We start from the raw sequence: 26122 nt of genomic DNA, 5'->3' as shown, positions 1-26122 counted from the left end.
TCGGATTGCCACGCCCCAAACGGCGGGGCAATCCCGAATCTGTCGGCCTGCCTGTGACTTCACACACGCGCCGACGAGCGCTTGAGACGCCCCGCCCCATCAACCCACTAATTCAGCAGACTCCTAGAGCGCCCTGAGGCCACGCAGTGTCCTTCCGATCAGTTCCCGTCGTTCGTCGGCCGTTGCGGCCTCTCCCAGGGTGGTGTGTACCCGCGCATAACCCTGCACCACCAGATCCCCCACGAGCACCCGCGCCACGCCGAGCGGAAGTGAGAGATGCGCGGCAATCTCGGCCACCGACGGACGTTCGACACACAAGGCGAGGATCTGACCTCGGATGTCATGAACCGGCCACCGCACCGGCTCCGCCGAAGCTGCCACACCGATCGGCGCCTCCAGCGGTAACTGGACAGAAGAGTCGGTGCGCCCCGCCGTCAACGTGTACGGGCGCACCAGACTGGGCTCGGTGGTCTCGCGTTCCGGTTTGTCGTGTGCTCCCATACGCTGCTCACGGATGTCGCGCGGCACGCCGCGCCGCCTGCACCACTGCACCGACCCGTTCCACGAGAATGGCCATCTCGTAGCCGATCTGGCCGATGTCGCAGTTGCGGGTCGCAAGTGTCGCGAGATGGGAACCGTCGCCTACCCGCATCAACAGCAGGTAGCCGTTCTCCATCTCGACAACCGACTGCAGCACGTGCCCACCGTCGAACAGCTGCGCCGCCCCGGTCGACAGGCTCGCCAGACCCGATGCCACCGCCGCCAGCTGATCGGCGCGCTCTGGCGGGATATGCGCGCTGGCCGCCATCCGAAGACCGTCCGCCGAGACGAGGATCGCGTGCGCCACTCCCGGCACGTCGTCGGCGAACTTGGCCACCAACCAGTCCAGCGAAGTCATAGCGAGTCGGTTCCTCCGGATTCCTGCGCCCGTCGACGGCCGGCCTGCACCCCACCGAAGTGATTGCCGATGCTGGCGCGGACCGCTTCCGGATCCCGGGAGACCGATGCTATCGGCTCGCCGTCGGCGTGGCCGGGCACGAAGCGCGCACCCGGCTGCCGGATCGGCAGCCCTTCCGGCGTGTGCTCCTGCACCGGAGCGGACGCTGCGGCTTCGGCCGCCGACCAGCCGTGGTCCCACACGGTCTTCCAGTCCAGATCCGTGCTGTGCGACAGCTCGTGCGGGTCAACCAGCCACTCCGAGAGCATCGTCTGATAGATCGCGTCGTCCTCGGAGTCCTCAAGTACCTGCCGGCGCTGCGGGAGCACCTCGGCAACCGGTTCTGCGACGGCCGCAACAACCGGTTCGGGGACGGGCGCGCGAACGGGTTCTGGGACGGCCGCCGGGGCGGGTTCGGGGACAGGTTCGGGTGCGTGACCGGGCTGCACGGGGACGGTGTGGATCAGTAGGCGGGGCGGGATGTACACCCCGGCCGTGGTGCCCGAATCGGCCTGCCCGGCCACCGTGCTGCGTAGCCGGACCACCAACCCGTGCGCGGCGGCGAGCCGGCCGACCACGAACAGCCCCATGTGCCGCGCGGTGTACGGAGTCACCTCGCCACCGGACTCCAACCGGGTGTTGGCCACCCGTAGATCGGAATCGGTCATTCCGAGCCCGGTGTCGCTGACTTCGACCACCAGTCCGCCGCTGCCAGTCAGAACGGCCGACACCTGGACCCGGGTTGTCGGTGGCGAGTAGCGCAGCCCGTTGTCCAGCAGTTCGGCAAGCAGATGCACGAGGTCGCCGGCGACCGTCCCGTCGATCTCGATGTGGGGCAGGTCGGCGGCGGCGACGCGGACGTAGTCCTGAACCTCCGACGCGGCGGCGTTGACCAGGGCGGTGACCGGCACCGAGTCGGCCTGCTCGCGGGAGACGTCCGCACCGGCCAGCACCATGAGATTGGAGCCGTTGCGGCGCATCCGCGCCGCGAGATGGTCCAGGCGGAACAGACTTTCGAGCCGCGCGGGGTCCTGCTCGTCGCGCTCGAGCCGGTCGATGAGCGTGAGCTGCTGATCGACCAGCGAGCGGTTACGCCGCGACAACGTCTCGAACATGTCGGTCACCTGCATCTGCAGGCGGGCCTGCTCCCCGGCGAGCATGACGGCCTGCTGGTGCAGTTCGTCGACCGCGTGGGCCACCTGACCCACCTCCTCGGTGGTGTGCACAGGGATCGGCTGGACCGGGAACTCCCTGCCGTCGCTGCGGACATGCTCGACTTCGCGCGCCAGGTCTTCGTGCGCGACCTTCAGCGCACTGTCGCGCAGCGTTCGCAGCGGACGCACCATCGAGCGCGCCACCAACACCACGAGAAGCAGCGCGAGCAGGATCGTCGCACCGACCACGACGGCATCCCGGATCGCGGCAGTCCGTGCGTCATCGGCCTCACTCGCCACCGTCGCCGGGATGTCGGCGGCGGTCTGCGCAATCACGTCGTCGGCGATGTCGCCCGTGATCGTCTGCGACGCGAGCAGTTCGGGGTTGCCCACCAGCACGGTGGCCGGCTCGGACAACAGCGCCATGCGCTTGACCATCTCCGAACGCAGCGCCGCCGCCTCGCTCGTCGCGCCGCCGAGGTAGGTGCTGATCGCGGTGACGGTCGCGGGCTCGGTGCCCGCCACGGTGACCATCGCCGACCGCAGCAACGGCTCGGGGAGCTCAGCACCGCGGTTGACCAGCATTCGCTGCATCGCCATCTGGCCCCGCGCGCCGACGGCACGTGACAGCGTGTCGGCCTGGGAGCGCACCCGCGCGTCGTCGGTGTCTACCAGACCCGTGACGGCGGTCTGCGCCGTGATCAGCAGCGGAGCGTAGGTCATCACCCGGGTGCGCAGATCGATGGTGTCGGCATTGATCTCGTCGAGGAGATCCTGTCCGTAATCGATGAGGGTATTGACGGCCAGGCGCACGCTGTCGTCGACCGGGGTGATCTCGAGAAAATGTTGCAGTTCGGCCTTGCCGGCTTCGAAGGCCGTCATCGCCGGGCGCGCGTCGCCGCCTTCGGTCGCGGTGACCATGACGGCCTCGAGATCGCCCATGTAGTCGACGACGGCGGGCACCATGGCGGCGCGCTCGGCCGCGCGCCGAAGGTCTGCGGCATCGGTCGCGCTCGCAAGGATGCGCAACCCACCGAAGACACCTGCCAGCACGAGCGGCACGACGACCAAGGCGAGCACTTTCACCCGGACCGGCCAGTTGGACAGCGCCCATCGCCGCGGACGCGCACGAATCACTGATCGAGGGTCGGTCATACGCTTCCTGATGATGACGGCCTCAGGCCGACGGACCTGCTGGGCCTGGCAATTCGACGAGTATGACAGCCAGGATCGAGGGATTCCACTGTCGGCACTGAACACGCGTGCCTGCAGATTCACCGGTAGTTAGCCAAAACTAGTGCCGGCAAACCCTTTTCGGCGTCGTTCGAGCCCTACTCCACCGAAACGGTAGGTGATCGTTACGTGTTCGAGGCCGCCGATACCGCCGACACGCGAAGAATGGAACAACAAGTGAAGTGAGAACTGCGTCACAATGGGTAATGTTGCATTCACAATCGGAGGTGCGAAATGGTCCGCAACGGCGTGGAGGTGGCCACGCTGGCCGATGCCTCCGAAATCGGTGACTCCCCCTTGATGCGAGCGATGTGCGGCGAAGTGGTCGACGTCGACACCCTCGCCGGCCTGATCTCGATAGCCAGCTACGAAACCTGCCTGGACTGAGGCAGTACCCCAGCCGTAAAACGGCCCTCACATGCGCCGTAAAACGGCCCTCACATGCGCCGTAAAACGGCCCTCACATGCGCCGTAAAACGGCGACGAGAAACCCGGAGCCTTCGTCGAACGGGCGCAGGTCCCAGCTCGACAACAGCAGATCGGGCGTGAGCCCGGCACGTGCCGCGTCGTCGAAGAACTGCGCGAACTCGTAATCGCGGCCGGCGCCGAATCCGATCACCGCCCGGCCGTCGTCGCGCAGATGAGCCCGGAACCTCTCCAGCACCTGCACCCGGGTGCTGGGTGCGAGAAATGTCATCACGTTGCCCGCCGACACCACGATGTGGAACGGCTCGACGATGCCGCGGGCCGGTAGGTCGAGCTCGGCGAGGTCTCCGACCAGCCACCGCGGTCCGGGGTGGTCCTGTTCGGCCGCTTCGATGAGCGCCGGGTCGACGTCGACGCCCACCACCTCATGTCCGGCTGCGGCCAGATAACCGCCCACCCGGCCGGGGCCGCATCCGGCATCGAGGACGTGGGCGCCACGCGGGGCCATCGCATCCACCATGCGCGCTTCGCCGTCCAGGTCGTCGCCGGCGCGGGCCATGGCACGGAAACGCTCGATGTACCAACGCGAATGACCGGGGTCGGCCGCAACCTTGCGCATCCAGAGACTCGTTTCGACCATGCTGGCATTATCCCGGTGTGTTCAAGGTGCTGTTCCACTCGCCGCGCATCGCGCCCAACACCGGCAACGCCATCCGGATGGTGGCGGGTACCGGGTGCGAACTGCATCTGGTCGAGCCGCTCGGCTTCGACCTGTCCGAACCCAAACTGCGGCGGGCCGGGCTGGACTACCACGACCTCGCGTCGGTGACTGTGCACGCCGACCTCGACGCAGCGTGGGCCGCGGTGACCCCCGCACGGGTGTTCGCGTTCACCGCGCACGCCACCACGTCGTTCGCCGACATCACCTACCGCCCCGGCGACGTGCTGATGTTCGGCCCGGAACCGACCGGACTGGATCAGGCCACGCTGGCCGACCCGCACATCACGTCCCAGGTGCGGATCCCGATGCTCGCCGGACGGCGGTCGCTGAACCTGTCCAACGCCGCCGCCGTGGCGGTGTACGAAGCGTGGCGCCAGCACGGGTTCGACGGCGCGGTCTGAGACCGCTACCAGGTGTCCCAGTGGGTGACCTGCTCGGCGGGCAGCCGCTTGGCCTTCTTGAAGTCGGTGCCCTTGGTGTAGGCGATCGGGAACAGCCCCGCCTGGCTGTAGTTGTCGAACGGAATCCCGAGAACCTCGGCGGCCTGCCGCTCGCCGTCACCGAGCAGGTGCAGCGTCGTCCACGCCGAGCCCAGGCCGCGCGAGCGCAGGGCCAGCATGAAACTCCACACCGCGGGCAGCAACGAGCCCCAGTAGCCTGCGCTGGCCCCCGACACCGCGTCCTGCGGTTTGCCTTCCAGGACCGGGATCAACATGACCGGGGCCTTGTCGAGGTGCTCGTTGAGGTACCTCGCCGAATCCTCCACGCGCGGCCGCTGTTCGTCGCGCATGTCGCCCTGCAAGGGCTTCGGGGCGTTCAGGTACGGCGTGGCGTTGGTCCGGTAGATCTCGGCGAGCGCCTTCTTCTTCTCCGGGTCCTCGACGAACACCCACTGCCAGCCCTGGTTGTTGGAACCGGTCGGCGCCTGCAGGGCGATGTCCAGGCATTCCATCAGCACCTCGCGCGGCACCGGCCTGTCGAAATCCAGCCGCTTGCGCACCGAACGGGTGGTGGTCAGAACTTCGTCGGCGGAGAGATTGAGCGTCATTGCGCCGAGCCTACCGTTCCCGTTTCCGTTTCCGCCGAAATTGCATTCCACGCGGTCGTTTCGCGAAAAAGGCCGCGTGGAATGCGATTTCGGCGGGGTGGTTGCCTAGCGGAAGTCGCGGGACTTCGAGGCCACCCGCAGGCTGAGCTTGCCCATCCGGTCGGCTACCACGGTGACGGCGCCGGTGGCGTTCTGCACGATGCCGCGGACCACCAACGCCGACGCGGTCTGGGCCAGTTTACGGTGCCGCGCCCAAACCCCTTGCGAGCACATCACATTGACCATGCCCGTTTCGTCCTCGAGGTTCATGAACGTCACGCCCTGGGCGGTGGCGGGACGCTGCCGGTGGGTGACCGCCCCGGCCACCAGCACCCGGGTGCCGTCGGGCACCGCCAGCAGCTGATCGGCCGGGACCACCCCCATCGCCTCCAGATCCTCGCGGAGGAACTCGGTCAGATAGCGATCCGGCGACACCCCGGTGGCCCACACGTCCGCGGCGGTCAGTTCCAGTGCGGACATGCCCGGCAGTGACGGCACGTGTGACGCCGACCCGACCCCGGGCAGCCGGTCCGGGCGTTCGGTGGCCGCCGCACCCGCGGCCCACAGGCCTTCGCGCCGGGTGATCCCGAAGCAGCCCAGCGCGCCCGCGGTGGCCAGCGCCTCGGTCTGCGGCACCGACAGCTGCACCCGCCGGGTCAGATCGGTCAGAGAAGCGAAGGGCCCGTGTGCTTTCCGCTCCTCGACGACCTTCTGGGCCAGCTCGTCACCGATGTGGCGCACACTGCCCAGCCCCAGCCGGACGTCCAGCCCGTGGTTCTCCAGTGTGGCGTGCGCGAGGCTCGCGTTCACGTCGGGCCCGTGCACGACGACGCCGTGCCGGCGTGCGTCGGCGACCAGGGTCTGCGGTGAATAGAAACCCATCGGCTGTGCGCGCAGCAGCGCCGCGCAGAACGCCGCGGGATGATGCAGCTTGAACCACGACGAGTAGAACACCAGCGACGCGAAGCTCAGCGAATGACTTTCCGGGAAACCGAAATTGGCGAATGCCTCCAGCTTCTCGTAGATCCGCTGGGCCACCTCGCCGGTGATACCGTGTTTGGCGGCCATGCCGTCGAAGAAGCGCCCACGCAGCCGGCGCATCTTCTCCGTCGAACGTTTGGAGCCCATCGCACGGCGCAGCTGGTCGGCCTCGGCCGGGGAGAACCCGGCGCAGTCGACCGCCAGCTGCATCAACTGTTCCTGGAACAGCGGCACGCCCAACGTCTTTCGCAGAGCAGACTCCATCGACGGATGGTCGTAGGTGACCGCCTCCTGCCCGTTGCGCCGCTTGATGTACGGGTGCACCGAACCGCCCTGGATCGGCCCGGGCCGGATCAGGGCCACCTCGACCACCAGGTCGTAGAACATCCGCGGCTTGAGCCGCGGCAGCGTGGCCATCTGGGCCCGTGACTCGACCTGGAACACCCCGACCGAGTCCGCACGCTGCAGCATCTCGTAGACGGCCGGCTCGGACAGGTCCAGCTTGGCCAGATCGACCTCGATACCCTTGTGCTCGGCGACCAGGTCGATGGCGTAGTGCAGCGCCGAGAGCATACCGAGGCCCAGCAGGTCGAATTTCACCAAACCGATTGCCGCACAATCGTCTTTGTCCCACTGCAGAACGCTGCGGTTTTCCATCCGCGCCCATTCGACCGGGCACACGTCGGCAATCGGGCGGTCGCAGATCACCATGCCGCCGGAGTGGATGCCCATGTGCCGGGGCAGGTTGGAGATCTGCTTGGCCAGATCGATCACGGGCTCGGGGATATCGTCGGTGTGGGCGGCGTCGGACAGGTTGCCCCACTGGCTGAACTGCTTGCTCCAAGCGTCCTGCTGACCCTGCGAGAACCCGAGTGCGCGGGCCATGTCCCGCACCGCGCTGCGACCGCGGTAGGTGATCACATTGGCCACCTGCGCGGCATACTCGCGCCCGTAGCGTTGATAGACGTACTGGATGGCGTTCTCGCGCAGGTCGGATTCGATGTCGATGTCGATGTCGGGTGGTCCGTCCCGGGCCGGGGACAGGAAGCGTTCGAACAGCAGGTCGTTGGCGATCGGGTCGACGTTGGTGACCTTGAGCGCATAGCAGACCGCGGAGTTGGCCGCCGATCCGCGACCCTGGGACAGGATGTCGTTCTCCCGGCAGAACCGGGTGATGTCGTGCACCACCAGGAAGTAGCCGGGAAAGTTCAGCTGCTCGATGACCGCGAGCTCGCGCTCGATCTGCGCGTACGCCCGGGGGGCCCGCTCAGGCGGGCCGTAGCGCTCACGGGCGCCCTGCATCACCAGATGCCGCAACCAACTGTTCTCGGTGTGCCCGGCGGGCACGTCGAACGGCGGCAGCTGCGGGGCGATCAACGCCAGACCGAACGCGCACTGCTCGCCGAGCTCGGCGGCCGCCGTCACCACCTCGGGGCAGTGGGCGAACATCCGCGCCATCTCCTCACCGGAGCGCAGGTGCGAACCACCCAGGGGCGCAAGGTAGCCCGCGGCCTCGTCAATGGAGTGGCGGGCCCGGATCGCTCCCATCGCCATCGCGAGCCGGCCCCGCGACGGTTCGGCGAAGTGGGCGGCGGTGGTGGCGACGACACCCACGCCGAACCGGGGGGCCAGCGCGGCCAGCGCCGCGTTGCGTTCGTCGTCGAGCGGGTGACCGTGGTGGGTGAGCTCGACGGTGACCCGGCCGGCACCGAACCGGTCGACCAGATCGGCGAGCGCGGCCTCGGCCGCTTCCGGCCCGCCGACGGCAAGCGCCCGGCGCACGTGCCCTTTGCGGCACCCGGTGAGGATCTGCCAGTGTCCTCCCGCGGCTTCGGTGAGCGCGTCGTAGTCGTAGCGCAGCACCCCTTTCTCCCCACCGGCCAGATGCGCCGCGGCCAGCTGTCGCGACAACCGCCGGTACCCCTCCGGCCCGCGCGCCAGCACCAGCAGGTGCGGGCCCGGCGGATCCGGGACGTCGGTGCGGGTGCCCCCGCCCAGCGACAGCTCGGCGCCGAACACGGTGGCCACGTCGAGTTCCCTGGCCGCCTCGGCGAACCGCACCACGCCGTAGAGCCCGTCGTGGTCGGTCAGCGCGATCGCCCGCAGATCCAGCCGGGCCGCCTCCTCGACGAGTTCCTCGGGCGTGCTGGCACCGTCGAGAAAGCTGTAGGCGGAGTGGGCGTGCAGTTCGGCGTAGGGCAGCGAGGCGCCGGGCCGGGCCAGCTCGGGCGCTTCGTACTGTCCCCGTTTGCGCGACCAGGCCGGGCTGTCGCCACCGTCGCCGATCTGGGCGTCGATAGGCCAGCCGGCGCGGCGCGGCTTGCCGTCCAGCACGCGCTGCATCTCGCCCCAACTCGGCGGTCCGGTATGCCAACCCACCCGGCCAGTGTATCGAACAGACGTTCGACAGGTCAGGCGGTCTTGCCGTCGAACCCGTCGCCGTCGCCGTTGCCGTTGCCCTCTTCGAGGTTGGGGCGCAGCACGTAGCGGACCTGGTTACCGCCGGCCATCCGGGCCTGCTCGATCGCCTGGGTGGCGATCCCGATCAGCTTGTCGAGGACCTCGTCGGGTGGTTCGGCGGCCAAGGGCGGCAACGGGGTGCAGACCACGCCGATGCTGGCCGTCAGCCGCTGCGGGGTGGCCGCGATCGCACCGCGGATGCGCTCCACCAGAGGGGACGCGTCGGCGGTGGTGAAGGTGTCGGCGATGAGGAAGTCGTCGTCGGAGACGTGCGCGACGATCGCGTTGTGCCGCACGGTCTCGCGCAGCGCCTGCCCGACCGTGACCCGCGCCCGGTTGCCGCCGCCCGAGCCCGACAACCCGAGCAGCAGCGAGAAGCTGTCGATGTTGACCGCGACGACCACCAGGTATTTGTCGTCGCTGCGGCTGCGCGACGCCAGCAGCGTGGCCACCGAGCTGTAAAACGCGTCGCGGTGCAGCAGACCGGTCAGCTGCTCGATGTCCCCGTGATGGGCGTCGGGCTGCAGCAACTTGATCACCGCGCGGCAGGAGAACGCGACGAACACATTGAGCAGCACCACCACCAGCACCGCGCAGACCGCGACCGCCAGGTCGATCGACGCCTCCCGCACGAACAGCACCGCGAGCACCGCCGCGGCGACCGACCAGGTCACCACGAGCAACCGAGGGGCGTGGAAACACACCACGAAGACCGTGAGCACCACATAGGTCGCGGCGCCGAGGAATCCCACGAGCGGACTGGCCACGATCACCGCGGCCGTGCCGATCGCCACCGACCCGAGAACCACGCAGGTCAGGGACAGCGCTCTGGAGGGCCATCGGTCACGCAGCCACACCGCCGCCATCGCCAACGAGGCCACCGCGATCGCGATCGCGATGATCCGCAGGTGCAGACCTTGCGGTCCCAACCGGCTGGCGGTCATGCCCAGGGGAAGCAGCCCCAACACCGCGATGCACAGCGCGACGACCCGGCACGTGACGGTCTGCAGCCCGCGCGCGGCGAGCACCGCAGTAAACCAGTAGTACTGATCGGAGCGCCACAGCGCAGGACCTATTCCGGCGGCGGACGAACTCCGCAAACCGTCAAACATCCGCTCACCCCCGTCGCAAGCGTCCAAGGTCCAGCACACCAGCCCCGCCCTGCGCGAAGGCTACCAGCCCAGCAAATCAATTTCCCAGCGTTTGCCACTACCGTCGAAGCGGGCTCAGGCGGTGAACTCCACCTCTCCGTCCTCGAGTACCGGCCGCGGATCGGATCCGTCCGGACTGGCCGCTTCGGTGCGGTACACCGCCCGGCCCTCGCCGACGCGCCAGATCGACGTCGTCAGCGCGTCCCCAGGGAAGACCGGTGAGGTGAACCGCGCCGCGATCGCGGTGATCTTCGACGCGTCACCACCGCCGAGTTCGGCGACGAGCGCGCGGCCGGCCACACCGTAGGTGCACAGCCCGTGCAGGATCGGTTTCGGGAATCCGGCCAGGGCGGCGAACCACGGATCGCTGTGCAGCGGGTTGCGGTCACCGGAGAGCCGGTAGATCAGCGCCTGGTCCTGCCGGGTGGGCAGCGCGACCCGGGCGTCGGGTTCGCGCTCGGGGATCTCGGGCGCCGGCGGGCGCCGGCCGGGCCGGCCACCGAAGCCGCCCTCGCCGCGGATCACCAGCGTGGTCAACGTCTCAGCGACGGCCTGACCCGTGTCCGGGTCGCTGCCGGTCGCCTTGAGCATCACGACGGCGTTCTTGCCCTCACCCTTGTCCTGGATGTCGGCCACCTCGCAGACCACGCTGAGCCTGCCGGCCGCGGGCAGCGGCGTGAACACCCGGACGCTCTGCGATCCGTGCAGCAACCGGCTGAAGTCGAACGAGCCGATCATGGCGGCGGCCGCGAACGGCGAGCACGCGATCACCGCATAGGTCGGAAGCACCTGCTGCTCGATGTCGTGGCTGTTCTCGGTGGTGAACGCGAGATCGTCGACACCCGCTCCGACACCGAGGGCGTACAGCAGCGTGTCCCGATCGGTCCAGGTGAACGGTTGCGGTGGCGTCGTCGCGCCGATGGCGTCGGGATCGAGCGGCATGGCCAGAGAGTAGCCGGTGTTGACGTCGCGACGGCCGGAGGTGAGCATGTCTGGATGCGCTATGTCGTTACCGGCGGTACCGGGTTCATCGGCAGCCGGCTGGTGAGCCGACTGCTCGAAGAATGCGACACCGACGAGGTGCACGTGCTGGTGCGCCGAGACTCGCTGGGCCGGTTCGAACGTCTGGCGCGGCGGTGGGACGACCGGGTCCGACCCCTGGTCGACGCCCCGGCGGCCGAGCTCGGTCCCGTCGACCACGTCGTGCAGTGCGCGCCGGTCCCCGACGGCACCGGCGCGGTGGTCGCGCTGGCCCGGCGGCTGGATGCGACGCTGCATCACGTGTCGTCGATCGCGGTGGCCGGCGATTTCCGCGGCACGTTCACCGAGGACGACTTCGACGTCGGCCAGGACCTGCCGGCGCCCGGTCACCGGGCCGCGTTCGAAGCCGAGCTGCTGGTGCGCTCGGCCGAAGGACTGCGGTTCCGCGTATACCGGCCCGGGGTGGTGGTCGGCGATTCCCGCACCGGCGAGACCGACAGGGCCGACGGACCGTACCGCGTCTTCGGGATTCTGTCGGCGCTCGCCGCACTTCCGAAGTTCACGCCGGTGGTGCTGCCCGACGCCGGTCGCACCAACATCGTCCCGGTCGATTTCGTCGTCGACGCTATCGTCGCGCTGATGCGTCTCGACGGGCGTGACGGCCAGACCTTTCACCTGACGGCGCCGGCGACGACGAGTCTGCGGGGGATTTATCGCGGCGTCGCTCCGGCGGCGGGCCTTCCGCCGCTGGTCGGGTCGCTGCCCCGGGCGGCCACCGCACCGTTGCGGCATATGAGCGGACCGGCGAAGGTCCTGCGCGACATGGCCGCCACCCAACTCGGCATTCCCGCCGCGGTGCTGGATCCCGTCGAGCCGGTGGCGACGTTCACCTCCGAACACACCGCCGAGGCACTGCGCGGGAGCGGGATCACCGTGCCGGCGTTCGCGACGTACGCCCCGCAGCTGTGGCGGTACTGGGCGCAGCACCTCAACCCCGACCGGGCCCGCCGGGACGATCCGGCCGGGCCGTTGGTCGGCAGGCATGTGATCATCACCGGCGCCTCGAGCGGGATCGGCCGTGCTTCGGCGATCGCGGTGGCCGCCCGTGGCGCGACGGTGTTCGCGTTGGCGCGCGACGCCGAGGCGCTCGACGAGCTGGTCGCCGAGATCCGCGCCACCGGCGGCGACGCGCACGCGTTCACCTGTGACGTCACCGACTCCGCGGCCGTCGAGCACACCATCAAGGACATCCTCGGCAGGTTCGGACATGTCGACTACCTGGTCAACAACGCGGGCCGCTCGATCCGACGTTCGGTCGTGGCGTCCACCGACCGTCTGCACGACTATGAACGGGTGATGGCGGTCAACTACTTCGGAGCGGTGCGCATGGTGCTGGCGCTGCTGCCGCACTGGCAGCAACGGCGGTTCGGTCATGTCGTCAACGTCTCCAGCGCCGGCGCGCAGGCCCACAACCCCCGGTACAGCGCGTACATTCCGTCCAAGGCGGCGCTCGATGCGTTCGCCGACGTGGTGGGGACCGAGACACTCTCGGACCACATCACGTTCACCAACATCCACATGCCGCTGGTAAAGACACCGATGATCGCGCCGTCGGGCCGGCTCAACCCGGCGCCGGCCATCTCCGCCGAGCACGCCGCCGCGATGGTGGTGCGGGCGCTGGTGGACAAGCCCACGCGGATCGACACCCCGATCGGCACCCTGGCCGACATCGGGATGTACTTCACCCCGAAGCTGTCCCGGCGCGTGCTACACCAGCTGTATCTCGGCTTCCCGGACTCCGCTGCGGCACGCGGCATCTCGCAGGACCCCGCACACCCGAGACGGTCACCGGTCCGCAGACCCAAGCGGCCGAGCCGGCCGGTGCCGGCGTTGCGAGTACCCCGCCCGGTCAAGCGGGCCGCCCGACTGATGCCCGGCCTGCACTGGTGAACGGGACACGCCGCCCGGTCTTCGTCGACGTCGACACCGGGGTCGACGACGCGATGGCACTGGTGTATCTGTTCGCCAGCCCCGAGGCCGAAGTCGTCGGGATCGCCTCCACCGCGGGGAACGTCGGGGTGGACGCCGTGTGCCGCAACAATCTGGCGTTGCTCGAGCTGTGCGGGGTCACCGGCGTGCCGGTGTCGCGGGGATCGGAGGTGCCGTTGGTGGCGCCGCTGCGCACCGCCGAGGACACACACGGACCCCAGGGCCTCGGGTATGCGCAGATGCCTTCTCCGACAAGAGGACTCACCGACCATGACGCTGCCGAAGCCTGGGTGCGCGCCGCCCGCGCCCACCCGGGCGAGCTGATCGGCATCGCGACCGGACCGCTGACCAACCTGGCGCTGGCGCTGCGCGCCGAACCCGCGCTGCCGCGACTGCTGGGCCGGCTGGTGATCATGGGCGGCGCGTTCGACTACCGGGGCAACACCACCCCGGTGGCCGAGTGGAACGTCAGCGTCGACCCGGAGTCGGCGGCCGAGGTGTTCGCGGCGTGGAACGGCGCAGGGGCCGAGCACCTTCCGATCGTGTTGGGACTCAACCTGACCGAGCACGCCGCGATGACCCCGCAGTTGTTGAGCCGCTTGGCCGAGGCCGCCGGGTCGACGTCAACCCCGATGTCGGTGAGTGATCCCCGTGGCACCGCGTCGACGGCCTCCAATCCGCTGATCCGGGTGCTCGAAGACGCGATGCGGTTCTACTTCGAGTTCCATCACGACCAGGGCGAGGGGTACCTCGCGCACCTGCACGACCCGCTGGCCGCCGCCGTCGCGCTGGACACCGCGCTGGTGTCCTACCGGCCCGCACCGGTGGACGTCGAGCTGACGGGCACGCTCACGCGCGGCATGACGATCGCGGACTGGAGCCACCACTGGGGCCGGGAACCCAACGCACTCATCGGCGTCGACGTCGATCCGGCGGCCTTCTTCGACCGGTTCATCGCGCGGGTGGGTGGGTTCGCGGCGCGGTTGGACGGTGTCAGTCGTCGGTGACCCGGTGTGGGTCGTCGGTGACCTTTGGTGTCAGTCGTCGGTGACGACGAGCCTGACGTCGATGTTGCCGCGGGTGGCGTTGGAATACGGGCAGACCTGGGCCTTGCTACTCGTACACTCCTTCCAGGTACCACCGGCGTTGCCGGTAACACAGCAGCAGCGCCTGCGCCGGGTCGGCGTCGAGCAGCACCTGCACCCTCGCGGTCCTGCCGGCCTTGGCCGAGGCCGGATCCCACCACCGCTCGTCGACCGGCCAGGGGCCCGCCCACCACGACAACCGGCCGGAGCGCCCCGGCGCGTTCAGTCGCACCGGAGCCGTGGAGAACAACCCGCGACCGGTGACCCCCACCGCGTTGTCCTGGGCGTCGAACAGTTCGACAGGGTCGTCGAGCAGCACCGTCGGCGACGGCTCGGGTAACCGGCCGGGCCACGGCTGGTTCGGATCCGACTGCGGCACAAGCTCATCGCCGAGCGGGGTGAAGGTGATGCGCTCGGCCGGCCCGCGGCCACCGCTGAGCACCGGCACCTTGACCGCCTCGGGACCGAGCAACCCCTGTACCCGCACCAGCGCCCGTCGGGCCCGCAGCCTGTCCTCCTCTCCGACACCTCCCCACAGCGGCAGTTGCAGCGCCTCGGCCGACACCACCTCCACCGGCCGCAGCCGCAGCACCGTGATCGGCGCCGTGGGCCGGTCCTGCGGGTTGCGGCGATTCAGCCATCCGTCGAGTTGCCAGCGCACCCGGTCAGCGGTGGCGTCCTCGGTCAGCGGCTCCGCGCAGCGCCAGACGCGTTCGAGCTCCTGCCCCGCGGCGGTCACGGCGTGGATAGCCAACCGGGTGCATCCCACGCCCGCGGCCTCCAGGCTGCGGTGCAGTTCGCCGGCCAGCGACCGCCCGGCGAACGCGGCCGCGTCGACCCGGTCGATCGGCGGCTCGCAGTTCATCACCGCGTCGAGTTCGGCCTCGGGCTCCCGCCCCGACGGTCCGCGGGCGGGCTCCCCGCGCGCGATGCGGTGCGCCGCGACCGCGTCGGCGCCGAACCGGGAGGCCACATCGCTGCGCGACAGTCCGGCGAACTGACCGATGGTCCGTATTCCCATGCGCCACAACAGGTCTGTCAGATCCTCGCGCGGGGCAGGCGCGAGGCTCGGCTCGGTGGCCAGCTGCCGGATGGACAGCCCGGACAGGAACGCCGCGTCCTCCCCCGCGCCGATGATCCGCCCCGCCCGGGCGGCGAAGACCGCGGTGGGCAGCTGGTCGGCGACCCCGACCTGACATTCGGCGCCCGCTGCGGCCACCGCGTCGACCAACCGCTCGGCGGCGGTCTGCTCGGATCCGAAGTACCGGGCCGCACCGCGCACCGACAACGCCAGCAGGCCCGGCCGCAACACCTCCGCCCGGGGCACGAGGTCGTCCACGGCGGCCGTGACGTTCTCGAAGTGCCTGGCATCCCGGGCCGGATCGGCGGTGACGACGTGCAACTCCGGGCACCGGGCCTGCGACTCCCGGCGCCGCAACCCCCGGCGCACCCCCACCGCGCGTGCCGCCGCCGAGCAGGCGATGACCCGGTTGGCCAGGGTGACCGCGATCGGCACGGTCGGGGACAGACCGGCGGCCGCTGCGGCGGCGACGGCGGGCCAGTCCATGCACCAGAGCGCCAACACCCTGGACGCACTCACCGCTTCACCCACCCACGGCGCGCGCCGGACGGCCGACGAACCGGCCCCGGGCACGCATCGACAGCCGCACCCGGCTGATCCGTCCGCACCCCGGGGTGGGCACCCCGTCCTCCTGCCCTCCCGCGATCTCGTACCCGCTGACCCTGGCCTCCAGCCGCGCGGAGGCCCCCTGCCAGTCACCATCGGTGACCAGCAGCGTGCACCCCCGCTGACGGGCCCGGGCCACCACCGCCCTGGCCCTGCTCGGGGGCACTCGCCGGCCGCCCAGCCCGAGCACCACCAGATCCATCCCGTCCATCAGCACCGCGGCCACCTCGACCGGATCGGCCCCCGGCTCCGGGATGACCGCGATCCTGCTCAGGTCGGCCCCCATCTCCACCGCCGCCAGCAGTCCGACGTCGGGCTGACCGATGATCGCCACATGGCCGCCCTCGGCGGTCACCGCCGCAACCATCCGAAGTTGCAACGATCTGGCCCCCGACAGGACCGCCACCGTGCCGCGTGGCAACGATTCGGGAAGCACTTCAGCCAGCGATTCGGACCTCGGCAGCAAAGAATCCGGAGCGGGTGACAGCGCCGGGTCGGGCGTCGCCATCCGGCGCGAGCCGCCCACCTTGCCCGACACCGACGCCATCTGCTTGCGGAGCTGTTCCACCTGCTCAGCACGGGTGACGGCGCACCGGGTCCGGCTCTTTGGCGTCGTCACAACAGCACCTTTCACCCCATCCGAACCATCCACTGTTCGAAACTTTGTTCGATGTGGCCAGTAAACACCCGCCCACCGACAAGCGTCAACATGACCGGAAGCGCCATCGCTGCCATTTAAAAATGTGACATTGACAAATGTCACCATTGGGAGTTGTATCCGTGTCGTGCTCTCGACGGCTCTCTTCGGAGCGAAGCGAACACACCGCGCCGATGCGGTGATCACCGGCGCGGGAAGCGGGATCGGCGCCGCGTTCGCCGCCGAACTCGCGCGCCGCGGCGGCCGGGTGGTGTGCAGCGACGTCGACGTCGAGGCAGCCCGGCAGACCGCCGTAGCCATTCACCGCAGACGGCGGCCAGGCCAAGCCGGCACCATGCGACGTCACCGATATCGGCCAGGTGTACAGCCTTGCCGAGGAGGCGCAATCGTGGTTCGGCGGACCCCCGACCCTGGTGATCAACAACGCGGGCGTCGGCGCAGGCGGGGCCTTCATCGGTGACACCGACCTCGACGACTGGACCTGGGTGCTGAACGTCAACCTGTGGGGCCCCATCCACGGCTGCCACGTGTTCGCCCCGATCCTGCGTGATGCCGGCCGTCCCGCCGGCATCATCAACGTCGCCTCCGCGGCGGCGTTCGGCGCCGCCCCCGGCATGGCGGCCTACAACGTCAGCAAGGCCGGCACACTGTCGCTGTCGGAGACCCTGGCCGCCGAACTCGCCGGAACCGGGGTGAACGTCACGGTGCTGTGCCCGACGTTCGTCAAGACCAGCATCGTGGCGTCGGGCCGGATCTCCACCGAGACCAGCCGATTCGCCGAGCAGTTGATGCGGTGGACCGGATTCTCGGCCGCCCGCGTCGCCCGCAGCGCGCTGGACACCCTCGACCGGGGCGGCCTGTATTGCATGCCCCAGCCGGAGGCCCGAATCGGCTGGGGCGTCAAACGTCTCACCCCTACCGTATTCACCCGAGCCGCCGGTATAGCCGCCCGTCTCACCACCTGAAGAGGACTCTCATGGCCATGGATATGGATTCGATGCTGGCGAAGATCAAGGACAGGCAGTGGGCCCTGGCCGACATCGACTGGGACGCTCCGGGGGCCGAGAAGATCACCGACGAACAGCGCCCGAAGCTCAAGGCGTTCATGGCCGACCTGTGCTGGATCGAGAACATCGGGGCACGGGGTTTCGCCGCGCTGGCCAAGAAGGCACCGACCCCGACGATCGCCGAGATCTACCGCTATTTCCACGCCGAGGAGCAGCGGCACGCCAATGTCGAACTCGCGCTGATGAAACGGTGGGGCATGCTTGACGACGGGGAAATGCCCGAACCGAACGTCAACATCCGGCTGGCGATGGACTGGCTGGACACCTACGCCGACGGCATGTCGTTGTCGATCCTGGGCACCGTGATCCCGATGCTGGAGGTGGCACTGGACGGCGCACTGCTGAAGTTCCTGCTCGAGGAGGTCGACGATCCTGTCTGCCACCAGGTGTTCGAGAAGATCAACAACGACGAATCCCGGCACATCGCCGTCGATTTCGAGGTTCTGAACATGATCGGCCACGCCGACGCCCGTCGCCTGGCCATCGAATTCGTGGGTAATGTCGCCACCCCCGGCCTGATCATCGGCGCGGTCATGTACATCCCGCTGCTCAACCGCATCCGCAATGAGATCGTCGGTATGGGGTTGGAGCCAGAGCGGCTGTACAACGCGGTCAAGCGATTCCAGACCCTGGGTGAACGTGGGGAATTCACGTCCAGGGTGCCCACCTACCGGGTGCTTCGCCGGCACGCCGCGATGGTCGTCAAACCGCGCCACCCGTATCACCTGCTGGCCAACACGATGGTCCGACTGTCCGACCTGTATCCCCGGGCTCTGCTCAAGCCGATCCCGAGCTGGTTCACAGAACTCACCCACGAGCCGGCCGCCTGACATGATTCACGACACCCTGATCGTCGGCGCTGGATTCACCGGGCTGGGCACCGCCATCAAGCTTCGGCAGGCCGGCGTCGAGGACATCGTCATCGTCGAGCGCGGACACCGGGTCGGCGGAACCTGGCGCGACAACACCTATCCCGGTGTGGCGTGCGACATCCCGTCGCTGCTGTACTCGTTCTCCTTCGTCAAGAACCCGTCATGGTCACGGGCGTACCCGTCGGGGGCGGAGATCCTCCGGCACATCGAGGACATGGCCGACCAGCACGGCCTGACCCCGCTGATCCGGTTCGGCACCGAGGTCACCGGCCTGAAGTTCGACGAGCAGACCGGCGTGTGGACCGTGAGCACCAAGCGGCGCAAGCGGTTCCAGGCCCGGACGGTGGTGCTGGCCTCAAGACCGTTGGCGGACCACAGCTTCCCCGAGATCCGCGGCATCGACACCTACCGCGGCCGCAAGATCCACAGCGCATCGTGGGACCACGACTACGACTTCGCCGGCAAGCGTGTCGCGGTGATCGGCACCGGCGCGAGCGCGGTGCAGATCGTTCCGGAGCTGGTCAAGACGGCCGCCTTCGTCAAGGTCTTTCAGCGCACCCCGGGCTGGGTGCTGCCGCGCCTGGATCTCCCGATGCCCACGGCGGTGCAGACGCTGTTCGCGAAAGTCCCTGCCGCCCAGGAGATCGCCCGCCAGGCCCTGTACTGGGGGCATGAGGCGAGCGCGGCGGCGCTGGTGTGGAACACCCCGATGAGCGGTCTGGTCGCCCGGTTGGGCAAAGCCCATCTGCGTCAACAGGTCAGGGACCCGTGGATGCGTCGCCAGCTCACCCCCGACTTCACCCCGGGCTGCAAGCGGATGCTGATCTCCAGCGACTACTACCCTGCGCTTCAGCGTGACAACTGCAAGCTGATCGACTGGCCGATCGCCACGTTGAGCCCCGCGGGAATCCGCACCAGCGACGGCGTCGAGCACCATCTCGACGCGATCGTCTTCGCCACCGGCTACGACGTCCATCTGTCCGGCCCCCCGTTTCCGGTGACGGGCCTGGGCGGCCGGTCGCTGCAGCAGGACTGGGCCGACCACGCCGAGGCCTACAAAAGCGCCAGCGCGCACGGCTATCCGAACCTGTACTTCATGACCGGGCCGAACTCCGGTCCGGGACACAACTCGCTGCTGGTCTACGTCGAAGGCCAGATCGCCTACGCGGTCGACGCGATCACCACGATCCTGAACCGGAACCTGCGCTATCTCGATGTGCGAGCCGACGTCCAGCGGCGCTACAACGAGCGCATCCAGCGGCGGCTGGCCAAGACCACCTGGATGTCAGGCTGCCAGAGCTGGTATCTGACCGCCGACGGATTCAACGCCTCGATGTACCCGGGGTTCGCGACGCAGTATCGTCGACAGATGCAGTTCCGCGCCGAGGATTACACCGCGGTGGCCTGAGATGTCCGGCCCCATCCAGACGATTCTGCGCCGGGTCCGACGCGGCTCGCGCGACGTGGTCGAGAACGCGGTGTCACAGCTGTTCGACGCCGCCGTACAGCCGCACGGCGCCGCCGATTCCGGCGAGTACCGTATCGACGACCTCGCGCGGCTCGCGGGCACCACGACGCGCAACATCCGGGTTTACCGCGACCGCGGTCTGCTGCACCCGCCGCTGCGGGTGGGCCGGATCGCGCTGTTCAACGACACGCATCTGACGCGGCTGCGGCTGATCACCTCGCTGCTGGACCGCGGTTACAACATCGCCCATGTCAAAGAGATGCTCTCGGCGTGGGAACAGGGCAAGGATCTCGGCGACATGCTGGGCCTGGAATCGGCGATCGCGGGCAGCTGGGCCACCGAGAAGCCGCAGCGCATGCCGCTGACCGCGGCGCGGCGTCTGATCGACGACGACGCCGGATTCGACCGGCTGGTGGCGCTGGGCATCATCCGGGTCGAGGACGACGCGCACGCCACCATCGTGCGCCCCACCTTGGTGGAGGCATTCACCGAAATCAGGCACTACGGCGTGGCTTTGGACAAATTGATCGACCTGCACGAGCAGGTGGCGCCCCTGCTCGACCAGATCAGCGCGATCCTCGTGCGGGCCGGCCTCGAAGAGGTGGTCGACAAGGTCAACCCCGGCGCGGCCCTGCCCGACGACGTCGAGGTCGCCCAGCTGATCACGACGCTGGTGCGCTTCCGCACCCAGGCGGTGACCGCCGTCGCTGCGACGCTCGCGTTCTCGATCGAGTCGCAGGTGGAATCGACGGTGGCGCAGTTGCTCGGCGATCTGGTCGAGAAGACCGCAGAGGCCGCCGGCGAATAGCCGCCAAGTATCCTTCCGGGCGTGCTTGACGAACTCTGGGCCACGGCCACCCGCCACCGTTTCCTCGCCGATGTGCGGGAGGGCACCATCACCGACGCGGACTTCGACCGGTGGCTGGTGCAGGACGCGGTGTTCGTCGCCGACCTGCTGACGTTCCAGGCCCGGCTGCTCGCACGCGCACCGCGGCCCGCCCAGACCACGCTCGCCGGAGGCTGCGCCGCGCTGGTGTCCGAACTCGACTGGTTCGACGGGCAGGCGGCGCAGCGCGGTATCGACACCGACCAGCCCGCCCTGCCGGCCACGCTGAAGTACCGGGAACTGCTGCAGCGCCTCGACACTGCGCCCTACGAGGCGGCCATCACGGCGCTGTGGGTCATCGAGAAGGTCTACCTGCTGGCGTGGGCCACCGCCGCGTCGGACTCCTCCCCGTACCGCGAGTTCGTCGAGCACTGGACCGCTCCGGGTTTCGCCGACTACGTGCGTGCGCTCGAAGAACTCGCGACCCCGGCCGGCCACGACGACGTCATCGCGGAGGTGCTGTCCCACGAGGTCGCGTTCTGGGACATGGCGCTCGGCGCGTGACTACTCCCATTCGATGGTGCCCGGCGGCTTGCTGGTGACATCGAGCACCACCCGGTTGACCTCACGCACCTCGTTGGTGATCCGCGTCGAAATCCGTTCCAGCACTTCGTAAGGCACCCGCGTCCAGTCGGCCGTCATCGCGTCCTCACTGGACACCGGACGCAACACGATGGGATGGCCGTAGGTGCGGCCGTCACCCTGCACCCCCACCGAGCGGACGTCGGCCAGCAGCACCACCGGGCATTGCCAGATCTGGTTATCCAGTCCCGCCGAGGTCAACTCCTCACGGGCGATGGCATCGGCCCGGCGCAACGTGTCCAGCCGCTCGGCGGTGACCTCGCCGACGATCCGGATGCCCAGGCCCGGTCCCGGGAACGGTTGGCGCGCAACGATCTCCTCGGGCAGCCCGAGCTCCCGGCCTACCGCGCGCACCTCGTCCTTGAACAGCAGCCGCAGCGGCTCGACGAGCGTGAACTTCAGATCGTCGGGCAGTCCGCCGACGTTGTGGTGGCTCTTGATGTTGGCGGTGCCGGAACCGCCGCCGGACTCCACCACGTCGGGATAGAGCGTGCCCTGCACCAGGAACTCGACCTCACCGCCGGACACGTCGACGGCGTCGCGGACGGCACCCTCGAACGCGCGGATGAACTCGCGGCCGATGATCTTGCGCTTGCCCTCCGGGTTGGTCACCCCCGACAGCGCCTCCAGGAACCGGTCGGCCACGTCGACGGTGACGAGGTTGGCGCCGGTGGCGGCGACGAAGTCGCGCTGCACCTGGGCCCGTTCGCCGGAGCGCAACAGCCCGTGGTCGACGAACACACAAGTGAGCCGGTCACCGATGGCGCGCTGCACCAGCGCCGCCGCCACCGCGGAGTCGACACCACCTGACAGGCCGCAGATCGCCCGCCCGTCGCCGATCTGGGTGCGCACCTGCTCGATGAGGGCCTCGGCGATGTTGGCCGGTGTCCAGGTGGCGTCGATGCCCGCGAACTCGTGCAGGAACCGGCTGAGCACCTGCTGGCCGTGCGGGCTGTGCATCACCTCGGGGTGGTACTGCACGCCGGCCAGCCGGCGGTCCTTGTTCTCGAAGGCCGCTACGGGAGCCCCGGCACTGGTCGCGACGACCTCGAAACCGTCCGGTGCGGCCGTCACCGCGTCGCCGTGGCTCATCCACACCGGCTGAGTGTGGGGCAGGTCGGTATGCAGTTGTCCGCCAGCCACTTTGAGCTCGGTGCGGCCGTACTCGCTGGTGCCGGTGTGCGCGACGGTGCCACCCAGCGCCTGCGCCATCGCCTGGAACCCGTAGCAGATCCCGAACACCGGGACGTCGAGGTCGAACAACGCGGGGTCGAGCCGGGGTGCGCCGTCGGCGTAGACGCTGGCCGGACCCCCGGACAGCACGACCGCCCGCGGGTTGCGCGCCTTGATCTCGTCGACGGTGGTGGTGTGCGGGACGACCTCGGAGAACACCCGCGCCTCGCGTACGCGTCGGGCGATCAGCTGCGCGTACTGCGCGCCGAAGTCGACGACCAGGACCGGGCGGGGGGCTGCAGATTCCACCGGGTCAGTCTAGTGAGTGCCCGGTCAACGTGATCGCCGGAGCGCTCCCGCGGTTCGGCGCACCCCCCGCTGCCGAACCGCCTCGCCACCGGCGATCACGTTGACTCCCCCGAGCACTGGCCACGCTATCGGCGCCCGGCGGGACTGTCTGTCGGCCGAACGGCCGAAATCTAGTACAGGTCGTTGAGGCTGAGGATCCCGTCCTCGATCGCGCGCGCCAGCAGCGCCGACTTCGTCGGGGCCGGCCTGCCCACCCCCGCGTATTTGGCCCGCGCCCGCTGCAGATGAGTGCGCACGGTGGTCGGCGCGATGAACAGCCGCTTGGCCACCAGTTCCTTGCTCTCGGTCTGGAACCACGCGACCAGGATCTGTTTCTCACGCTCGGTGAGTTTGATCCGCCCCACCGTGCTGTCGTTGAGCATGGCCTTGCCCATCCGTGGACCCACGTAGGGCGTGGCGGTGTGCGCCGAGTGCACCGCCTCGATCAGGTGGCGCTTGCCTTCCGACTTCACCAGGTAGGTGACCGCGCCAAGATCCAGACACCGCAGGATCACCTCGTCGGCGGTGATGTGGGAGTACACGATCACCCGCTGGTCGCGATCGGCGAGCCTGGACAGCGTCTCGAAGTCCGGGCGGTGGCCTTCGATCTGCAGGTCGAGCAGCACCACGTCGACGTCGCCTCCGTCGGCCGGGTGCTTGTCGAAGTACTCGGCCGGACGCATGAAGCTGTCCACCAGTTCGATCGGCGGGTCGGCGTCCCCGCACCACGCCTGAATCCCTGCATGCACGACATCGTGATCGTCGATGATCGCGATTCGCACAGGTCGCCGCGCCTCGCCCTCGCGGGACATCCCCCGGCACCTCCCCCTGGTAGACATACTCGTCAAACTGTCAGTCCGTGCCGGTATTTAATCCCAGCCCTGCGTCGGCCGCGAGGGAAAACCCGGCTGAAGTTGCCGAATATGGGCTTTCTGTCGCCGGCAACGACGAATTAGTACGTTCGACCGACACGACGGCGGCGATATGTTCCCCGGGCTAACGTAGCGGCGACAACGCATCGGGTTCGCTGGGGGGCGGCATGGCGACGAGCGGCACCAGGGTGGGTTCTGCCGCGCAACGGCATTTGATGAGGCGGGCGGCCACCGTCGGTCTGCTAATGCGCAACACCGTGAACCTCGGCGTCGCGCTCATCACACTCGCCGATCCGGACGGCCTGGCCACCCCTGCCGGCAGGTGGCTGCTGGCGGTGCTCGCGGTGTGGTCAGCGGCGCGGCTGCTCACCCGGTCCCATCACCCGGCCTGGCTGGCGGTGGACTACGCCCTCGTGCTGGCCGTCTGTCTGGCCATCCCGGTACTGACGCCCGCTGCGGATTTCTACGCGTCGAACTCGGCTCCGCAGGCCATCGCCGGTACCGCGGTGGTGAGCATCTCGGTGTCGGTGCCGGCGCCGGCCAGCGTGCTGATGACCGCCGGAATCGCCGCGGCCTACGCCTGGGGCGCCGCCGCCGTCACCGGCTGGGAGAACCTGACCTCAGTGACCGCGCTGTTCTACTTCGTCGTCCAGTGCGCCACGGCCTCGATCATCCGCTACATGCTGCTGCGGGCGGCGGGCGTGATCGACCGTGCCCGCAGCGAGCGCGACGAAGCGGAGGTCGCCCGCCGGGTGACCGACGCTCTCCGCGACTACGAACGCGAACAACTCGCTCTGCTGCACGACACGGCCGCATCGACCCTGCTGATGGTCGGCCAGGGCGGTCCGCTGCCCACGCGGCGCCTCGCCGCCCAGGCCCGGCGCGATCTGCGCCTGCTCAGCGACGGCGCCTGGGTGGCTCCGCCGGCGCGGGTGGAACTGGTTGCGGCGCTGCGGGAGTGCGCCCAGCACCTCACCACACCGGTGGTGTTCGACGGCAGGGAACGCCTCCGGCTGCCCGGGGCGACGGCCGCTCCGGTGATCGCGGCGGCCCGCGAGGCGATGACCAACGTCGACCGGCACTCCCGCGCCACGCTGCTGCGGATCACCGTGTCCGACAGCATGATCCGCCTCGAAGACGACGGAATCGGCTTCGACGTCGGCGTGCCGCGCCGCGGTCACGGCGTGGACGACTCGATCATCGATCGGATGGCGCGGGCGCGCGGCCAGGCACGCGTGATATCCAGCCCGGGCGCCGGAACGGTGACCGAACTGTGGTGGGCCCCGACCGACACCGCGGTGAAGTCGCCGACCGTGGACCCGGACCGTCTGCTGGAGCGCACCAGAACCCGCTACGGTCTCGCGCTCGCCGCGTACGCCCTGGTGAACCTCGCCGTGACCGTTCCCGCCGCCGATGCCGTACTCGGTGTCGTCGCAGCACTCGGCACGCTGGCCGCGGTACCCGGAATACTCTGCCAGCGATGGACTTTGGCCTGGCCGGCCGGGCTGCTACTGCTGGCGGTCACGGTCGCCCAGCCTGCGCTACTGCCGCAGGACGCGCTGGTCGGGTACGCGCACTGGGCGCAGAGCGGTATCGGCTGGTGTGTGCTGCCGCTGCTTCTCGCACTGCCGACCAGGATTGGGGCCGCGCTGCTGGTCGGCTTCTGGGTGCTCAACAGCGCTGTCGTGGCCCTGCGGGATCCGTCCGCGGTTGTGCTCGTCAACATCGGTCTGGGCACCGCGAGCATTCTCGGCGTGCAGCTGTTCGCCTTCGTCTTCAACGGTCTGATGCGCGACGCGGCCAAAGTGGTGGAGGCCGAGACCCGGGCCCACCGTCGGCTGGTCACCCGGGACCGGGTCAGCGCCGCGCTGCGCACCGAATACCAGCGCCGCTACGCCACCATCGTCGACAACGTCGTCCCCCTGCTGGACGCGCTGACGCGTGGCGAACCCGTCGACGCGGCCATGCAAGCCCAGGCCCGCGCTGAATGCCGCAGGCTTCGAGCGCTTTTCGATCAGGCCGGCATCTTCGACCATCCGCTGATGCAGAAGATCCGGACGCTCGTCGACGACGCCGAAGCACGCAATCTCGACGTGGCGTTCGACCTGTCCGGCACACTGCCCGACCTCGGCGACCAGCAGATCGCCGCACTGGTGGACCGGCTCTCCGAGGTGCTGGCTCACTGGTGCACCATCCTTGTGTCGGTGATCTTGGATGGATTGCCGATGCACCCGAGGTGCCGCTGATCTATCGCCCTGCTCGCTCGACACATTCGATGTCCAGCATGAGTTCTGCGGAGGCCAG

20 protein-coding genes and 3 pseudogenes are annotated in these 26122 nt (G+C 69.1%); 9 read left to right on the top strand and 14 right to left on the bottom strand.

What is annotated here, in order from left to right; translation table 11 throughout:
- Positions 1 to 123: 123 nt before the first annotated feature.
- Genes ACXMYJ_RS25345 through ACXMYJ_RS25335 form a run of 3 tightly spaced genes read right to left on the bottom strand, consistent with a single transcriptional unit; the run spans position 124 to position 3246 of the window.
- Entirely contained in the window at positions 124 to 501 is a 378-nt protein-coding gene (locus ACXMYJ_RS25345; RefSeq protein WP_260757514.1) for a DUF742 domain-containing protein, read from the bottom strand.
- 7 nt (positions 502 to 508) lie between these two features.
- Complete coding sequence (locus ACXMYJ_RS25340) at positions 509 to 898, bottom strand: serine protease inhibitor (protein WP_460359170.1); 390 nt, start codon at positions 896 to 898, stop codon at positions 509 to 511.
- Positions 895 to 3246 carry a HAMP domain-containing sensor histidine kinase gene (locus tag ACXMYJ_RS25335; protein WP_460359169.1) on the bottom strand — a complete coding sequence of 784 codons (2352 nt, stop codon included), beginning with the start codon at positions 3244 to 3246 and terminating at the stop codon, positions 895 to 897. Before ACXMYJ_RS25335 ends, ACXMYJ_RS25340 begins: the two co-directional genes overlap by 4 nt.
- Positions 3247 to 3558: 312 nt before the next feature.
- Here ACXMYJ_RS25335 and ACXMYJ_RS25330 point away from each other — a divergent pair, with 312 nt between their 5' ends.
- Entirely contained in the window at positions 3559 to 3711 is a 153-nt protein-coding gene (locus tag ACXMYJ_RS25330) for a hypothetical protein (RefSeq protein WP_260757510.1), read from the top strand.
- A gap of 73 nt (positions 3712 to 3784) precedes the next feature.
- Here the strand turns inward: ACXMYJ_RS25330 and ACXMYJ_RS25325 are convergent, their stop codons facing one another.
- A complete protein-coding gene (locus ACXMYJ_RS25325) occupies positions 3785 to 4390 on the bottom strand; it encodes a class I SAM-dependent methyltransferase (RefSeq protein WP_460359168.1) in 606 nt (201 codons plus the stop codon).
- A gap of 17 nt (positions 4391 to 4407) precedes the next feature.
- Between ACXMYJ_RS25325 and ACXMYJ_RS25320 the strand changes: the two genes are divergently transcribed.
- Positions 4408 to 4872 carry a tRNA (cytidine(34)-2'-O)-methyltransferase gene (locus ACXMYJ_RS25320; protein ID WP_260757508.1) on the top strand — a complete coding sequence of 155 codons (465 nt, stop codon included), beginning with the start codon at positions 4408 to 4410 and terminating at the stop codon, positions 4870 to 4872.
- Positions 4873 to 4877: 5 nt separating this feature from the next.
- Here the strand turns inward: ACXMYJ_RS25320 and ACXMYJ_RS25315 are convergent, their stop codons facing one another.
- From ACXMYJ_RS25315 to ACXMYJ_RS25300, 4 genes are all read right to left on the bottom strand, one after another.
- Positions 4878 to 5519 (bottom strand): nitroreductase family protein, encoded by a 642-nt coding sequence (locus ACXMYJ_RS25315; protein ID WP_443189300.1) that lies wholly within the window; start codon positions 5517 to 5519, stop codon positions 4878 to 4880.
- Positions 5520 to 5624: 105 nt separating this feature from the next.
- Positions 5625 to 8918: an error-prone DNA polymerase gene (locus tag ACXMYJ_RS25310; protein WP_460359167.1), complete on the bottom strand. Its 3294-nt coding sequence runs from the start codon at positions 8916 to 8918 to the stop codon at positions 5625 to 5627.
- A gap of 32 nt (positions 8919 to 8950) precedes the next feature.
- Positions 8951 to 10111, bottom strand: a complete 1161-nt coding sequence (locus ACXMYJ_RS25305) for a diguanylate cyclase domain-containing protein (protein WP_260757505.1) — start codon at positions 10109 to 10111, stop codon at positions 8951 to 8953.
- Between the two features lie 114 nt (positions 10112 to 10225).
- On the bottom strand, positions 10226 to 11092 hold the full coding sequence (locus ACXMYJ_RS25300) for a MaoC/PaaZ C-terminal domain-containing protein (RefSeq protein ID WP_260757970.1): 867 nt from the start codon (positions 11090 to 11092) through the stop codon (positions 10226 to 10228).
- A 54-nt stretch (positions 11093 to 11146) separates the two neighbouring features.
- Here ACXMYJ_RS25300 and ACXMYJ_RS25295 point away from each other — a divergent pair, with 54 nt between their 5' ends.
- Together ACXMYJ_RS25295 and ACXMYJ_RS25290 are read left to right on the top strand one after the other, a co-directional pair.
- Positions 11147 to 13081: an SDR family oxidoreductase gene (locus ACXMYJ_RS25295; RefSeq protein WP_460359166.1), complete on the top strand. Its 1935-nt coding sequence runs from the start codon at positions 11147 to 11149 to the stop codon at positions 13079 to 13081.
- Positions 13078 to 14127, top strand: coding sequence for a nucleoside hydrolase (locus tag ACXMYJ_RS25290; RefSeq protein WP_443189304.1), 1050 nt, complete (start codon positions 13078 to 13080; stop codon positions 14125 to 14127). Before ACXMYJ_RS25295 ends, ACXMYJ_RS25290 begins: the two co-directional genes overlap by 4 nt.
- Before the next feature lie 30 nt (positions 14128 to 14157).
- Here the strand turns inward: ACXMYJ_RS25290 and ACXMYJ_RS25285 are convergent.
- The 3 genes and pseudogenes from ACXMYJ_RS25285 to ACXMYJ_RS25275 form a co-directional block, all read right to left on the bottom strand.
- Positions 14158 to 14232: pseudogene (locus ACXMYJ_RS25285) on the bottom strand (organic hydroperoxide resistance protein); the annotation flags it as partial.
- A gap of 1 nt (position 14233) precedes the next feature.
- On the bottom strand, positions 14234 to 15772 hold the full coding sequence (locus ACXMYJ_RS25280; protein ID WP_443189314.1) for a DNA polymerase Y family protein: 1539 nt from the start codon (positions 15770 to 15772) through the stop codon (positions 14234 to 14236).
- A gap of 37 nt (positions 15773 to 15809) precedes the next feature.
- The gene (locus ACXMYJ_RS25275; protein WP_260757500.1) at positions 15810 to 16511 is read right to left on the bottom strand and encodes a hypothetical protein; all 702 of its coding nucleotides are present in this window, start codon (positions 16509 to 16511) and stop codon (positions 15810 to 15812) included.
- 166 nt (positions 16512 to 16677) lie between these two features.
- On the opposite strand from ACXMYJ_RS25275, the pseudogene ACXMYJ_RS25270 reads away from it, so the two are divergent.
- From ACXMYJ_RS25270 to ACXMYJ_RS25250, 5 genes and pseudogenes are all read left to right on the top strand, one after another.
- A pseudogene (locus tag ACXMYJ_RS25270) lies at positions 16678 to 17515 on the top strand (SDR family NAD(P)-dependent oxidoreductase).
- 11 nt (positions 17516 to 17526) lie between these two features.
- On the top strand, positions 17527 to 18447 hold the full coding sequence (locus ACXMYJ_RS25265) for a ferritin-like domain-containing protein (protein ID WP_443189306.1): 921 nt from the start codon (positions 17527 to 17529) through the stop codon (positions 18445 to 18447).
- Position 18448: 1 nt separating this feature from the next.
- Entirely contained in the window at positions 18449 to 19897 is a 1449-nt protein-coding gene (locus ACXMYJ_RS25260; protein WP_443189307.1) for a flavin-containing monooxygenase, read from the top strand.
- A gap of 1 nt (position 19898) precedes the next feature.
- Entirely contained in the window at positions 19899 to 20765 is an 867-nt protein-coding gene (locus tag ACXMYJ_RS25255; RefSeq protein WP_460359165.1) for a MerR family transcriptional regulator, read from the top strand.
- Between the two features lie 21 nt (positions 20766 to 20786).
- A complete protein-coding gene (locus tag ACXMYJ_RS25250) occupies positions 20787 to 21347 on the top strand; it encodes a thiaminase II/PqqC family protein (protein WP_460359164.1) in 561 nt (186 codons plus the stop codon).
- On the opposite strand, the gene guaA is transcribed toward ACXMYJ_RS25250, so the two are convergent.
- The 3 genes and pseudogenes from guaA to ACXMYJ_RS25235 all read right to left on the bottom strand — a co-directional run.
- Entirely contained in the window at positions 21348 to 22907 is a 1560-nt protein-coding gene (guaA, locus tag ACXMYJ_RS25245; protein WP_460359163.1) for a glutamine-hydrolyzing GMP synthase, read from the bottom strand.
- A 170-nt stretch (positions 22908 to 23077) separates the two neighbouring features.
- On the bottom strand, positions 23078 to 23758 hold the full coding sequence (locus tag ACXMYJ_RS25240; protein WP_260757492.1) for a DNA-binding response regulator: 681 nt from the start codon (positions 23756 to 23758) through the stop codon (positions 23078 to 23080).
- A 2239-nt stretch (positions 23759 to 25997) separates the two neighbouring features.
- Positions 25998 to 26122, bottom strand: a pseudogene (locus ACXMYJ_RS25235) (hypothetical protein); the annotation flags it as partial.

The sequence above is a fragment of the Mycobacterium sp. ZZG genome (genome assembly GCF_054786995.1).
This window is presented reverse-complemented; position numbering and strand designations above follow the sequence as displayed.

Excerpts from the sequence above, each read along its gene's own strand:
- ACXMYJ_RS25260 (WP_443189307.1), top strand. The coding sequence starts at position 18,449 with ATGATTCACGACACCCTGATCGTCGGCGCTGGATTCACCGGGCTGGGC.
- ACXMYJ_RS25240 (WP_260757492.1), bottom strand. The coding sequence starts at position 23,758 with ATGTCCCGCGAGGGCGAGGCGCGGCGACCTGTGCGAATCGCGATCATC.
- ACXMYJ_RS25300 (WP_260757970.1), bottom strand. The coding sequence starts at position 11,092 with ATGCCGCTCGATCCCGACGCCATCGGCGCGACGACGCCACCGCAACCG.
- ACXMYJ_RS25255 (WP_460359165.1), top strand. The coding sequence starts at position 19,899 with ATGTCCGGCCCCATCCAGACGATTCTGCGCCGGGTCCGACGCGGCTCG.
- ACXMYJ_RS25315 (WP_443189300.1), bottom strand. The coding sequence starts at position 5,519 with ATGACGCTCAATCTCTCCGCCGACGAAGTTCTGACCACCACCCGTTCG.
- ACXMYJ_RS25325 (WP_460359168.1), bottom strand. The coding sequence starts at position 4,390 with ATGGTCGAAACGAGTCTCTGGATGCGCAAGGTTGCGGCCGACCCCGGT.
- ACXMYJ_RS25305 (WP_260757505.1), bottom strand. The coding sequence starts at position 10,111 with ATGTTTGACGGTTTGCGGAGTTCGTCCGCCGCCGGAATAGGTCCTGCG.
- ACXMYJ_RS25340 (WP_460359170.1), bottom strand. The coding sequence starts at position 898 with ATGACTTCGCTGGACTGGTTGGTGGCCAAGTTCGCCGACGACGTGCCG.
- ACXMYJ_RS25335 (WP_460359169.1), bottom strand. The coding sequence starts at position 3,246 with ATGACCGACCCTCGATCAGTGATTCGTGCGCGTCCGCGGCGATGGGCG.
- ACXMYJ_RS25295 (WP_460359166.1), top strand. The coding sequence starts at position 11,147 with ATGCGCTATGTCGTTACCGGCGGTACCGGGTTCATCGGCAGCCGGCTG.
- ACXMYJ_RS25265 (WP_443189306.1), top strand. The coding sequence starts at position 17,527 with ATGGCCATGGATATGGATTCGATGCTGGCGAAGATCAAGGACAGGCAG.
- ACXMYJ_RS25345 (WP_260757514.1), bottom strand. The coding sequence starts at position 501 with ATGGGAGCACACGACAAACCGGAACGCGAGACCACCGAGCCCAGTCTG.
- ACXMYJ_RS25280 (WP_443189314.1), bottom strand. The coding sequence starts at position 15,772 with ATGGACTGGCCCGCCGTCGCCGCCGCAGCGGCCGCCGGTCTGTCCCCG.
- ACXMYJ_RS25330 (WP_260757510.1), top strand. The coding sequence starts at position 3,559 with ATGGTCCGCAACGGCGTGGAGGTGGCCACGCTGGCCGATGCCTCCGAA.